This is a genomic window from Selenomonas sp. oral taxon 137 str. F0430 (assembly GCF_000183625.1).
Taxonomy (GTDB): domain Bacteria; phylum Bacillota; class Negativicutes; order Selenomonadales; family Selenomonadaceae; genus Centipeda; species Centipeda artemidis.
Genome location: NZ_AENV01000006.1, coordinates 238,865 through 252,332, shown reverse-complemented (window position 1 = coordinate 252,332; position 13,468 = coordinate 238,865). Strand labels below are relative to the sequence as shown.

12 protein-coding genes are annotated in these 13,468 nt (G+C 47.4%); 5 read left to right on the top strand and 7 right to left on the bottom strand.

Annotated elements, in window-relative coordinates:
- Positions 1-1,098: a YifB family Mg chelatase-like AAA ATPase gene (locus HMPREF9162_RS04930; RefSeq protein ID WP_009438388.1), complete on the top strand. Its 1,098-nt coding sequence runs from the start codon at positions 1-3 to the stop codon at positions 1,096-1,098.
- A 247-nt stretch (positions 1,099-1,345) separates the two neighbouring features.
- Here the strand turns inward: HMPREF9162_RS04930 and HMPREF9162_RS04925 are convergent, their stop codons facing one another.
- The 7 genes from HMPREF9162_RS04925 to HMPREF9162_RS04890 form a co-directional block, all read right to left on the bottom strand.
- Positions 1,346-2,251, bottom strand: a complete 906-nt coding sequence (locus tag HMPREF9162_RS04925) for an ORF6N domain-containing protein (protein WP_009438456.1) — start codon at positions 2,249-2,251, stop codon at positions 1,346-1,348.
- 59 nt (positions 2,252-2,310) lie between these two features.
- The gene (locus HMPREF9162_RS04920; protein ID WP_009438541.1) at positions 2,311-4,821 is read right to left on the bottom strand and encodes a DEAD/DEAH box helicase; all 2,511 of its coding nucleotides are present in this window, start codon (positions 4,819-4,821) and stop codon (positions 2,311-2,313) included.
- Positions 4,818-6,824 (bottom strand): site-specific DNA-methyltransferase, encoded by a 2,007-nt coding sequence (locus HMPREF9162_RS04915; protein WP_217490384.1) that lies wholly within the window; start codon positions 6,822-6,824, stop codon positions 4,818-4,820. Before HMPREF9162_RS04915 ends, HMPREF9162_RS04920 begins: the two co-directional genes overlap by 4 nt.
- Positions 6,825-6,936: 112 nt before the next feature.
- The gene (locus HMPREF9162_RS11735; protein WP_009438463.1) at positions 6,937-8,589 is read right to left on the bottom strand and encodes a DUF2326 domain-containing protein; all 1,653 of its coding nucleotides are present in this window, start codon (positions 8,587-8,589) and stop codon (positions 6,937-6,939) included.
- Entirely contained in the window at positions 8,573-8,806 is a 234-nt protein-coding gene (locus tag HMPREF9162_RS04905; protein ID WP_037350231.1) for an ABC-three component system middle component 7, read from the bottom strand. Before HMPREF9162_RS04905 ends, HMPREF9162_RS11735 begins: the two co-directional genes overlap by 17 nt.
- Positions 8,790-9,812 (bottom strand): ABC-three component system protein, encoded by a 1,023-nt coding sequence (locus HMPREF9162_RS04900; protein ID WP_009438393.1) that lies wholly within the window; start codon positions 9,810-9,812, stop codon positions 8,790-8,792. The genes HMPREF9162_RS04905 and HMPREF9162_RS04900 overlap by 17 nt, the downstream gene beginning before the upstream one ends.
- Positions 9,813-10,054: 242 nt before the next feature.
- Positions 10,055-10,270 carry a helix-turn-helix transcriptional regulator gene (locus HMPREF9162_RS04890; protein ID WP_037350230.1) on the bottom strand — a complete coding sequence of 72 codons (216 nt, stop codon included), beginning with the start codon at positions 10,268-10,270 and terminating at the stop codon, positions 10,055-10,057.
- Between the two features lie 644 nt (positions 10,271-10,914).
- Between HMPREF9162_RS04890 and HMPREF9162_RS04885 the strand changes: the two genes are divergently transcribed.
- The 4 genes from HMPREF9162_RS04885 (at position 10,915) to HMPREF9162_RS04875 (ending at position 13,452) form a co-directional block, all read left to right on the top strand.
- On the top strand, positions 10,915-11,478 hold the full coding sequence (locus HMPREF9162_RS04885; protein WP_037350229.1) for a sigma-70 family RNA polymerase sigma factor: 564 nt from the start codon (positions 10,915-10,917) through the stop codon (positions 11,476-11,478).
- 79 nt (positions 11,479-11,557) lie between these two features.
- Positions 11,558-12,769, top strand: a complete 1,212-nt coding sequence (locus HMPREF9162_RS04880) for a DEAD/DEAH box helicase (RefSeq protein WP_009438489.1) — start codon at positions 11,558-11,560, stop codon at positions 12,767-12,769.
- Positions 12,676-13,005, top strand: a complete 330-nt coding sequence (locus tag HMPREF9162_RS12700) for a helicase-related protein (protein WP_371067610.1) — start codon at positions 12,676-12,678, stop codon at positions 13,003-13,005. The genes HMPREF9162_RS04880 and HMPREF9162_RS12700 overlap by 94 nt, the downstream gene beginning before the upstream one ends.
- Positions 13,006-13,017: 12 nt before the next feature.
- Complete coding sequence (locus tag HMPREF9162_RS04875; RefSeq protein WP_009438324.1) at positions 13,018-13,452, top strand: hypothetical protein; 435 nt, start codon at positions 13,018-13,020, stop codon at positions 13,450-13,452.
- The last annotated feature ends 16 nt before the right edge of the window (positions 13,453-13,468 follow it).

Sequence of the window (13,468 nt, the reverse complement as noted above, 5' to 3'; positions counted from 1 at the left end):
TTGTTTGCAAAGACTTATGGTGCGACGACCCTCGGGATTGATGGACGGATTATCGACGTTGAGGTGGATGTGTCACCGGGGCTGCCGGGCTTTGAGTTGGTCGGGCTTCCCGATACGTCGGTGAAGGAGTCAAAGGAGCGGGTACGCACGGCGATTCGGAACTCCGGCATTCAGCTGCGGCAGGAGCGTGTGACGGTGAATCTTGCGCCTGCCGATGTGCGAAAGGACAGTTCCGGGCTTGATCTGCCGATTGCCGTTGGTCTGCTTGCATCCTACGGTATGGTTCCCGAGACGGCAGTGCAGAACGCACTTTTCTCAGCGGAGCTTTCTCTTGACGGGAACTGTCGTCCGATCAGCGGTATCCTTCCAATGGCGATTACGGCACGGGAACACGGTTTGACGGAGTTCTACGTTGCGCCGTCCAATGCAGACGAGGCACTCCTCATTGATGGGCTGAAGGTCTATGCGGTCGATAACTTGGCACAGCTTGTGCGCCATCTGACGGGAACGGAGATGCTGACCCCCGCCGCGCAAAAACAAATCAAAGACACAAAAGACAATGCCTTTACCGATGATTTTGCAGACGTACAGGGGCAGTATCAGGCGAAGCGTGCACTTGAGATTGCAGCGGCAGGAGGGCACAATGTCCTCATGGTCGGTGTACCCGGTTCGGGTAAGACGATGCTGGCACGTCGGATGCCTTCGATTCTGCCGGAGCTGACGAAGGAAGAAGCCATCGAGATCACGAAGATTTACAGCATCTCGGGGCTGCTCGGCAAGGATACGGGGCTTGTGACGACGCGTCCCTTCCGCAGTCCGCATCATACCTCCTCGACGGTGGCGATGATCGGAGGTGGGAGCATTCCGCGTCCTGGCGAGGTTACACTCGCGCATCACGGCGTGCTCTTTCTCGACGAGCTGCCGGAGTTCAGCAAGAAGACGCTTGAGGTGCTGCGTGAACCGATTGAGGATCGTCAGATTACGGTGTCGCGTGCGAACGCGACGCTGACCTTTCCCTCTAGTATCATTTTGGTAGCGGCAATGAACGAAGTAACGTCGATAACGATACAATGCAATGATGAACGAGAGGCAGCTTGATATTCTACAAAATTATACCAATTGGTGGGGGGCACTACAGGAAACTGTAGGGGCGAGTACATAGAAGTTCCTTTACAGATTTTTATTTCTTGGGGAAATTATAGGACGATTTATGGGAAACAATTTACGCATAGACTTCACACTCAAAAACGGCGCGTAGCTTTTAGCTGCACGCCGTTCGGTTTATCTTCTGATTTTCTTCATGGTTTTTGCTGCATAGCCTCCTCACCATGCTGTGAATGCCTTTTCACAAATGTGCCAGTAGTTCTCGCAACAGTGACTCATCTTGCAAAAGTGTGATGGCAAAACATTTCTTTCCGGCATCTTTGAGCGATGCGCCGATGTGATATGCCTCTTGGTGGTCAAGAATCAGAAAGCGGTCGTGAAAGGCATTGGTGTGATTGATGGTAAGCGTTGGATATTGACTGTTGAAGGTCGTAACATCTGCTGCCGTCAATCTCGTATTACGGAACGTGTGGATTTCTACACTGACATTGACTTGCTTTTTTGCCAGTAGATTGAGGGTTCCTATATCCACATAGCCGTCAATGAGAATGATGTCCTTGGTAGCCTTTTGAATCAAGCTCGCCAACAAGCTGAAGGCATCGTAAATTTGTCCGTTGAAGAATATCTTTTGGCTGGAGTCTGTATGAGTGTGTATGAAATCAAATATCTGCTCGAATTTTTCATCGGCTTCTTTTTGATAGGTGAGCTGCTTTAACTCCACACGCTCTATTCGCTCGAAAAGGTGAGCGTTGCCCGAGATAAAATGCCGCATCTCTACGAAAGCATCCATGATACGGATGCTGACATCAATGGCAACATCGCTGCGGAGAACTGCCGACAACATAGCTATGCCCTGTTCGGTAAAGGCGTAAGGAGGAATGCGCCGCCCGCCATGTAAGGAACTTGACATCACAATTTGTGATGTCAAGTTTTCCGCTTCCTCTTTGGTTAACTGGAAACAGTATCTTTCGGGAAATCTTTTCTGATTCCGCTTCACGGCCTGATTCAGGACCCGTGTTTCCACTTGGTAGAGCATAGCAAGGTCGCTGGCAAGCATTACCTGTTGATTGCGTATGGTGTAAATAAGTCGGCTGATATTTGGAGTGTCCGTGGTCGGCGAGATGGACACAGGCTGAATTTCATTCATATTACTTTATCTCCTCTTGAGATTCCAATTTGGCACCTCAAGTTTTGTTGCTGAAAGGACTAGTCCTTCCGCTCGGCATATTCCTCGAAAATCAGGTCAAGCTCCTGATTGGAGTGGATGGCCTTCACCTTCTTGCGGACGAGGACGTTTGCTATATTGAGCCGGAAGAAATGCTCCTTGCCGTCCGGCGCTTTTTGCTTGCGGATCAGCTCGATGCGTCCGTAGATATGGGCATGTTCCTCGGCAAATCTTGCCAAGCCGACGGCCTTCGGGTAATTATCCTTGCGGCTGGCATCATGCGGCTCCAAAATATCGAACACATAGCCATGATCGCCCATGCGGACAATTAGTAAATCGGGATACATGGGGAGCGTCGAGCCATTTATCTCGTAGGGAATAGCCAATGCCCATTTCTTTCGGTCGAGATTGCGAAGCCAAGCGATTGCGCCGTTATCCATTTCCTCTCGCAAAACGTCGTTTTCCCACGGGTTAAGATTTGCCGTGAATGGCGTTCCTTCGGGCAGGTAGAGGTGTTTGTCATAGGTTTCAGCACACTCGGACACATTGAAATCAATGGACAGTGGAAATTTCCAAGGCACTGAGACGGGTTTAGCCGAGGCACCAATAAGGCGGTCGTAAAAATTTCGTCTATGCTCCGGCAAATTGCTGATGGCTTCATTGTATTTGTGATAGGTCTTGTAAAAACCATCCTCGGACAGCTTTGTCAGCTTTTCCATCAAGTCTGTGTCGTTTGCCATGACAATGATGGAGAGTTTTATCTCGGAGGAGTCTTCCTTGCTGTGTCTGCGCCAGTATTCGAGGTGCAAACCCTCGCCGAAGAGCCGTCCCGCCTGATCGAAATGATGTCTGATATCAAAGGGAGAAAGCTCCATCCGTTGCGTTTCGGGATTCACCGTGAAGGATTGCTCTCCGTATTCATAAGTTGCGACTCCTACGGCAAATCCCGTCATTTTCGCCACACGGCGGTCATATTCTCCGCTTTCTTTGAGTTTTTCCAAATGCTCGTCCATGATGCCAATGAGCGTCCTTAGAGCATCCTCTTTCGTTCCATGGCTGATGCGGTCGATCTCCAACATTTTGGATAACAGGACATAGAGCTTGATAGATGGCTGCTTTCGTACGGAGTCCAGCCGATATGTGACGAGTTTTTCTGCCGCGGCAAAGATGTCAGCAAAGGAATCATTTCGTTTGAGTGTGACAAGTTCCCGGTTTGACCCGGTTTCTGTCGGAGCAATGGCTTCGTTTTCATTGAGCGCCTTAATGACAGCCTCAACGGTATTCTCGTTATAGAAGGGAAGGTACAGAGACACATCATTAAGTTCCGCACGAACGGCAATGCGTCGTGCCAACGGCGTCCTTATCATGCGTCCCAATAGTTGGGCAATATAGGTAAAATCTTGTGCGCTACGAAATGACATCATGGTTTCCGCACGCGGGCAATCCCAGCCCGTAGAGAGGTTCATTTTGAAAAAGACTACGCCGATATCCTCGTCGTCTTCAATGCGGGACGGCTCCACATAGGGGATATCCAAGCCGCGCACAGTAAGAGGCCTGGGGGAGTCAAATGTGTGTGTCACCTCGCCCTTCTTGAGCTTTCTGCCCAATACGCTCTCCAAGGCATCAATGCAAGAACCAATGTCTGTGCGCGTGATGTCTTTCCCTGCGGCATCCTCAACTTGCACCACTAAAACAGGACGTACGAGACGCTCATTTTCCTCGCGGCAATAATTCTCCCATTGGCGGCATTTCTCTTGCCAGTTCTTGGCCGCCTCGGAAAACATGGTGATGTCCGCATTGATGGCGATATCGGGATAACGAATGATGACTCTGTCCTTCAATAGCCCTGAGTCTCTCACATCGGCAGGGGATACAGCCACCTTGCGAACCACGGTCTTGTCAGCCTTCTCCAAAAGCGTAAGGAAACGCTGAGGAGTAGCCGTCATGCCAATGACGAGAGGAAGGATGGAAAGTCCGTCATCAGGACTGCCCAAGATAAATTTCTGCATGATGGACCTAGCAACTCCCGAGGCCTTCCCATTTGTAAGGCTGCCGCGATGTGCTTCGTCAATAATGATATACAGATGTTCCGGGTAACGCTTCGCCGTATTGGTCAGCGTCTCCCAGATGGTGTAAGTGCGTGCATCTGAGTGTTGTGTCAAGAGCTTGTCGCTCCCAATTTTCTGCGTGTTGAGAAAATAAATTTTCCCCCTAGCAAAATGCTCCCTGTCATAGGTTCCGTCCACCATCACCACATTGCGTACGAGAATTTTATCGGACTTGGCCTCTATTTTGCGGCGCGTCTGCTCGTTCAGTTCCGGGGAATCAGAGAGCCAGACGAAAATAGCGTCAGGGTCTTCAAAGGCCTCACCCGTGCCGTACCAAATCTCTTCAAAGAGTGCCGTCATGATGATGGTCTTGCCGGATCCCGTGGGCGCGGAAAAGCAGATGGCTTGGGACTCGCCCTCATGCCAGTCGGCATGGGCACTTTTTATTTTTGCGTGAAGCTCGGAAAGAGCCGCCTCTTGGAAAGAAAATAACTGTGATCTCATGCTTCGTTTCCTCTGTTTCTTGCTCCAAGGACAAAATTATCAATGTAATCACGATAAAGCTGATAAGCATCCACTTCGCCAAGCTGCCCTGCCATACTGCGGAACAGATCTTCGGAGTCCGTGACAAGGTAAATGGTGGACAGTTTCGGTATTTCGCCCAGCTTATCCATAAATTCGCCAAAGCAGCCCTCGTCCAAGAGAACGGCAAAATCGTTCTTTGGCAGGATGAGCATAGACAGTTCGTCTTCTCCCGGCAGTTCCGGGCGTTCACCTACGGCTCCGGCTTTGAGCCATAGGAGCGGCAAGATTTCTCGAAACTGTGCGCCGAGGGACACGGAGTCTTTGTCAAGAAAACCCAACTTGAAATATTCCGCATTGGCGGGGAACCCTTCATTCATAGGACGGTCACTGCCGAGATAATTGCCTTTCAGCGGATTGCCGTTTACATCATGCCCTTTAATGCTGCACACCGTGCGTGGCCAAGTGACATAGCGGGCAATGCCCAAGTGCTCCCATTTCTCATCGCCGGGCTGATGACCTTCCTTGGTTAGCTTCTTTGCTTCACTCTCGGAGACTTCGTTGTTGGTGACGAGGATGCAGCGACGGTTGCCACCGTCCTCAGCATTGAGGAGATTTACGGCGTGAAGTGTCGTGCCGCTACCGGCAAAGAAATCGACGATTAGGGCATTGGGTTTATTGGCTACGAAAAAGCGTACGGTGTCATGTACGGCATAGAGGGATTTGGGAAAGGAAAACCTTTTTCCGATAATTTTATTTAATTCCTTGCTACCAAATTCTGTGGCATCATGTGATGGAATCCACCATTGATTTCCAGGAATGAAGCTTTTCTGATATTCATCATCATCAAAAAGTAAAGAGCCGTCATCAGCTTTTCCTATTACTTTTATGGTTCCATCCTCTACTTTTTTTTGCCATCCTTCGGAAATATATCTTAAAGTTGCCTCGCCTCTATTTGTTTGGGTACTTATTCTAACATACCCCTTGTTTTTTATAACTTCAAAATTGTCTTTTCCATATTGCCACCGACCTTCTTTTCCATCGGCATGAACAGGCCAAAGTGCAATTTGTCCTGGTGGAGTTTTTACAGTATATCTACTAACTCCAATAGGAAGCGGTTCACCTACGCCCATGAATTTCGTTTTATCATCAGAAATGTAAATGGGATAAAAACAGCCTGGTGAATCTTCGCGGGCAGAGCCTGTACCGCTCCTCATTAGACTACCCCAACGGACTTTATTTGTAGTGGTTGTCTTTATATTTCCCGTCCATTCTGGAGACAATTGCATCGCATTTACGCTACATTTACCAATGCGAACTATAAATGCGTATTCATTGACACGAGCAAACTCATTTCCTCGCGACACACCTTTTCCGTTAATTGCGGAACTAACCATTTGCATTTCGGTTTCAGGAAATAATTCCTCTAATAAACATCCTAAATGAAGATATTCTTTTTCATCAATCATTACAATTAAAACGGAGTCAACAGGATTGAGGAGCTTCTTTGCCAACTCCAAACGCTTCTGCATCATGGAGAGCCACTTGCTGTGCCGATAGGCATCGCTGCCGTCCACATAGTCGTTGTTGTATTTCCAGTCCTTTGCCCCGGTGTTATAGGGGGGGTCAATATAAATACAGTCCACCTTCTGCGGGTACAGATACTCCAAAAGCTGCAATGCATGATAATTGTCCGCCTCGATGAGCGTGTGCCAAAGACCGCTCTCTGGGGCGTTTTTTACTTTGCCGAGAGATTCCAAGGAGGGGAAAATGGCATCACCAAATGTAGCTACCATCACAAGTTCCTGCAAAGGAATAATCTCGGACTCGTTTGCCGCAATGGGCTGGCAAACGGCGTTCTTTCCCATGACGGACACCACGGTGTATATGTCAACGATACGACCTGTTTTTTTTGCCACATGGGAGCCGACACGGATGGGCCGTTGGTGTAGGGGAGTACATTCCGGCAGGTGTTCCTCGAACACCAAACCGAACTTCTTTTTTGCTCCAGTTTTTTATCTCATTCGCTAAACGATTCCGAAGAGTATCATCCGAAATTTGACGGAGCAACTCATGAATAGCAGCCATGAAAAATCCTCACTTCTTCCTATTTGTTGTTTTCGTCTTGCTCCAAGAGCGCCCGAATAGCTCCTTTCCATCAGCCAATGCCACAATCTGATGATCGCGGATGATTTTACGGGCTTCCTCGGGAGTGGATTCAATGCGGTCAAAAGCTATAAATACCTGCTTGCCGATCTTCGTATAGGCATCCAAAACTCGTGGGAACTGTACATTGTCAATATTCCGCAGGATATTGGAATCGTGAATCAATATGGGAATCGGGGTCAGCAGGAACATAGCTAGGTCGTATATCACCAGATTTTTGAAGGACGTTCCTTCGCTGGTGTTATTCGGCGTGGAAAAGGATATCTCCTTATCTTCCTTAATGGTTAGATGCGGCGGTTGTTCTGTCCCTGCGGTTACTTGTTCATTGATATCGTACATGGCACGGTTGACGTCATCTGCTACAGCCGCCATCCGCTTGGCCTGTGCATGGTAAAGATCCTCTAATTCTTGTCGCATCTCCAGGATTTTGTCGTATCGATCTTTTTCGATCCGTAGGTCTTCGTTTTCTCGGTTCAATTTGTCAATTTGGAGAGAAATGGAGATACATTGATGAAGAATCCGCTCCGCGTATCTCTGAGCCAATTTATTTTCTTGTAATTTTTCCTTTGTGCGCTGGAACTCCTTTTCATAATAAGCGGCAAGGATCTGGAGCTGGTTCATCTCTGCTTGGATTTTCATTTGCAGCATTTGGTTGATACGCTTATGAAAATGCTCGATGTCCTCAAAGAGTTTCACATTGCAGTGAGGGAAGAATTGTTCTAGAGCAGAAAATTCCTCGGCATATTCCTTGGAGGCAATATTCCTGTCGGATGAGATGGCGGCCATCTGTGCCTTGGTTCTGTCTAAAACACGGGCGGTTTCTCTGAGTTTGGTACTTGCTTCCAACATCTGGCTGCGTTCCTGGTCACTAATGTCCTCAAGCATGTTGATTTGAGTCTCGGGGTTATTTGCCACCAAATTGTCTAATCGTGTCTGCAATAATGCCATCGTGGTTTCGTTTCTCGCTATTTGCTCCACATAATTTTTCTCTTTGACCTTAACGTCCTGTCCGGCTTTGAATCCAAGATGTTCTTCGGCGTTTTTCAAGGCCAAAGAAGCATCATAAGCATTCATCAGTTGGAGAATAATATCTACAGATGTTGCAATCTTCTCGTTCTTGAACCGCATCGGCAAACGTGCGGATGTGTTATCACGGATGTAGATACGAAAAAAATGCTCGGATATCTCAGCGAATCGTAGTGGCGCACAGTCAATACGATATTGTTGAGCCAGTTCCTCCTGATATTCTCCCACAGTTATCGTATTGATGACTTCGTATTTTGAGGTACACATCGCAACTTGATTGGGTGTATCCGTTGATCGGCTATAAAAATAAGAATCCCCGTCAAAGAGAAATTCAAAATAAAACGTGTGTACGCCTATGTTCTCCATGATATCTTTGGCTAATTTCGTATAGCTGTTGCCGCCAAAGACAAAATCAATGATCAGGAGAAACGTAGACTTGCCGATAGCGTTGCTTCCTTTGTCATCGCCGCATACGACATTTAAGCCTTCGTGAAAGGAAATGGTGTGCTCCTTGCTGATATGCGCGGAGAATTTTTCGCACCTAAGTTTTACCAACATAACGAAGCGCCAGTCCCTTCTCGTTAAAATCAATCTGCCTTAGTGCATAAAGACAATCCAAGGCACTGATAAAATCTCCTAAAGTCTGCGCCTCAATCTGAAGCTCATCTAGCAATTCAGCGGGCGTTCTGTCACGTTCATTAAGCAAGGAGAGGATTTTTGGAAAGTAGATAAAGATGCTGTTGGCATAAGGCGTAAACTTACTTGGAAATCGCATCGAAGATAGCACATCCTTGGATGAAATAGGCAATCAGCCATTCGCAAACAGTACGGCTTAATTGGTGGCTTCGGGCGTGAACTTCGGTAACCATGCCCTCAAAAACTGCTTCCTGCATGGGGATGTCGGTTCCCTTGCAATTCAAACTTTCTTCTACGTCTTCATACAAGCGACGCATTACCTTTCCCATTTTTGTGGCGGTTATCATATTCGCCGTTGCCATGTTATTGAGTATGTCATTTACATAGTAATAATGATTTGCCACGTACGAACTGATCTTGTCCTGGATAATGGCGTTTTTAATTTTCTCCTCCACCTCGGATGGATCATATTTTTGAGGTGTGTCGCTTAATCGATTTGAATCATGCAAGGTTTTTATCGTCATTGCAATCAAATTATTGGTTTTCTCATTATCGGTGATATAAAACGGAATTTGTGCCGTTTTCTTGGCTTGAAAAAAAGCACGGATCAATTCATTTTTCTGTTTCTGGTTTAATTGCGAATACTTTGTCGCACAGTTTGGGCATAAAGAAATTTCCACCACTTGCCCGTTAGATGTGGTAGTCAATTCCACTACTTGCTGTGATTGGAAGAACTCACCTTCATTATCTCGTTGGATTAAGGATTTTCCGCAAGACAAACATCTTCCACCCATCAAAAGGGGGAGGAGTAACTGTTCCGGCAAAATCTGCGGTTCACTTATTGGTACATAACTCGAACTTTTAACAGTATTAGATGCAAGACTAGAGAGTGTTTCCTCATTTAATGAGCGTGCAAAATCTTCGCCTTCTTTGACGTTATTAGGAACAGCCAATGTGTAAAGAAAAACATTCGCCAAGAAAGGGGCGAGGTTTTCTTCTTTCAATATCTGTTTTCGACCTAATTTCCCCACATATCGTGACTTAAAATCGGAACTGATGATGATATTTTGCAATGCTCGAAGAACGATATTTTCTTTTTCCGGGTTGATTAGCGGGCGAACCTCACGCTCAAAATATTTTATCAAGTCATCTTGCTCGATCTTTCGTAGAATTTTTTATTCGTAACATTTTCGGTAAGGTTTTTCTTGCATCTAATTAAAGTGGAGGCGAGATGGTCATCGGTACGGACATCATAGGTGTTATTAACGGACATCAGTAATGTCCCGTTAATATTTTTTTGTGTCTCATTTGCCGCTTTGCAGAGAACCAATATCTTCAATAACACACCGTAACACAGTATCATCCCATCATCTCCCCACAACTAAAATCATTGCTCTGTTTTTACGACCTCCACAATATCGCCTATCTGACAATCAAGTGCCTCACATATTCGACCTATGATTTCCATGCTGACAGGCTTTTCTTTGCTCATTTTTGCCATCGTGGCTGAGGTTATGTGCGTCATATCGGCTAAATCCTTTCGTTTCATCTTTCTGTCTATAAGCAATTTCCATAAACCGTCATAGTTGTAGCATACGCTCAAGCGTAATCCCTCCTGTCGATAAAATCAACAGTTTTAGTGTACTATAATTTTTTGCGATTATCAATGCGATTTTTGAGAAAACAAAAAAATCTTCAAGTTCTAAAATGTTTTTACTATTTTATCTCGTGAAAAGTGTAAGTAAAAAGTAAGTATTGGTAAAGTCTCAATCATGTCAATCTGCTTCGCGTCAATGTAAACTAATGCCATATCAATTGAGAGGAGGTGATTCGGATGACTGAAAATAAGAAACAGACCAGTGCACGCGTAGCCCAAATTGCAAGCCGCATTCTTCGCAGCAGCAACTACAGCAAGGCTGCCAAATCAGTGGCTGGGAGTGCTTTGGCGCAGGCTAAGTCAAGGACGAGAAAGTGATGCCACTGAGTTTTATCTGATTTTGGCTACTCTGGATCGGGGTAGCTTTCCTGTTAGAAAATAAAGACAACAAAATATCTGCGCCTGAATTACGTAATACGGCGAAGGATACGAATATTGACACTTTTTCATCACTCCGGTGATGGGAGTGTCAATATACGGTAGCCTTTATCGCCATGTGTAATTTAGGCAGCGCGGGTCGGCTACCGAAAGGCAGCCGACCTTTTTCGTTCGTGTCCTTTGCCCTGCGTATTGGCAGAAAGGACACGAAAATGAAACAGAAAATCCGCAAGACTCCCACCAGTCGGCGTGATACGTACAACTATTACGATGCCAAGGGACAGTTGGTCATCACGCTTCGTCCCGATGCGGCAACCCAAGTGACCGACATCCATATCAAGTTCCTGCATAGCCTTGATGACGCCAAGGTTTACAACAATCACAAGAACTGCACTTCGGGGATGGTCAATCATAAGACGGCAGATATGGAACTGAGCATTGGTTTAAGGAAAAAGTCTCAGTGGGTGCTGTCGTTCAATCAGTTGACGGACGAATCCGACGGTTCGTATCGGGAGAACACGAGGCTGCTTGAAGAAGCGTATCGTAACGAGGAAGAGCAGCGGCGCGATGTCAGGAAGGAGCTTCTCTACGAAGCGGTCAGTTATTTGGAGACGAGTCTGCAGGAACTTTTTTGGCAGTATTACATTGAGGAGATGACTCAGTCGGAGATTGCAAAGCTGGCGGGCGTGTCTGTACCGGCAATCCAAAAGCGTCGCATGAAACTGGAAAAGTTGTTGAAGGAAATTATCTTCAAAAAAATTTTGCCGGATGGTTAATTTTTGACGGAAATCTGTTGCCTGTGAATTGAGGGGATATTTTTCGTATCCCCATCTCAGAGGAAAGGAAGAGAGACATTTGGATGAGCTTATAAAAATCTCCACCATGCCAATTCGGGCAAAGCCGTATCAGCACCAAGTCAGAACCTACGAGTTTGCTTGCCGTCTGTTCGGACTGGAGGGTGGGGGTATCAAAAGCCGTGGTGCGGCACTCCTCCTCGAAATGGGCTGCGGCAAAACACTATGCAGCGTTGCCATCACCGGAGCCTTGCGCAGGGCAGATAAAGTCAAGCGTGTTCTTGTGGTAGCTCCGCTCAGTATTCTCGGTGTTTGGGAAGAGGAATTTTCCCGCTTTGCAGATTTTCCCCATACGGTGACTGTCCTAAAAGGAACAAGTGTCAAGAAGAAGGAGCAGCTGCTGACGGCAGCCGTCCAGGGGGAACATCTCCAAATTGTTGTTGTGAACTACGAAAGCGCATGGCGGTTGGAGAACGAGCTCAAGGCTTACGATGCCGATCTCATCATAGCGGATGAGGCGCACAAACTCAAAGAGGGACGCACGGCGCAGTCTAAGGCAATGCATCATTTGGGCGATGCTGCACGGTACAAACTGCTCCTGACGGGGACGGTCATCACCAATAAAGAACTGGACGTGTTCAGTCAGTATCGCTTTCTCAACAAGGAGATTTTCGGCACGAGCTTCTTCGCCTTTCGGAATTGTTTTTTCGATATGGCGGGCTACGGAGGGTATGTTCCCGTTTTCAAAGAGTCTATGCGAGATGATTTCCTGCAGCGGCTTCATGCCATTGCATACCGGGTAACAAAAACGGAGTGCTTGGATTTGCCGGAGATCACCGAAGAAGTCCGTTCTGTTGCATTGGAGGAAAAGGCTGTCAAAGTCTACAAAAACTTGGAACGGGAATCCTACGCAGAACTGGCTTGCGGCGAGGTTTCGACGGTGAATGTGCTGACGAAACTATTGCGGCTCTCGCAATTGACGGGCGGATTTATCACGGACGACGACGGCAGCGCACATCCCATCAGTACGGCCAAGTTGGATGCCTTATCCGACATCATCGACACGGTGATGTCGGATGGAAAAAAGTTGGTCATTATGGCGCGGTTCGTAGCGGAGCTTGATGCGATCCAAGACCTGCTGGACAAGAAAACATCGGCTACGCCTCCGTCCGTGGCGGCATCAAAAACAGAGAAGAGGAAATACGGCACTTTCAGGAGGATAAGATTTGCCGTGTGTTTGTTGGTCAGATCGCGGCAGCGGGACTCGGCATAACGCTGATCGCCGCCGCAACGATGGTGTTTTTCAGCATGGACTACAGCATGAGCAATTTTGAGCAGGCGAAGGCACGGATTCACCGTGTCTCCCAAAAGGAGAACTGCCATTACATCTACATCGTAGCAGCGGGGACGGTTGACCGCAAGGTGCTGAAGGCACTCCGAGATAAAGCCGACCTTGCCAAACTGCTCGTGGACGATTACCGCAAGGGGCGCAACCCCTATGCAGAATAGGAGGTTATCTCAGTGGAAGATACACAAAAGAAAAACGTGGACATATCGCATCTTTTCAGTTTGGCGGATAAACTCCGTGCCTGCCGTGAGGAGAAGAAAGATCATGAGAGCTGCGTCAAGGAACTGAACGCTGCGATTGAAACGCTCGATAGGGAACTCTCCTCCGGCATGGTGGAGGCCGAATGCACCAAGTTTTCTCGAGGCGGAAAGCTGTTCTACTTGCATACGGGCGTTCATGCCTCGGCACAGGCCGGGAAGAAAGCTGCGATGTGTGCTGCACTCAAAAAAGCCGGGTACGGTTCGCTCGTCAAGGAAGATGTGAACGTTCGGACACTGTCCTCTTTCTGCAAAGAGCAGATGGCACTTAATGACGGCAATCTTCCCGACTGGCTGGCGGCAGTGGTAAACGCGCACGAGGAAGTCAATGTCAATATCCGCAAAGGTTAAGATTGGAGGAATTTAT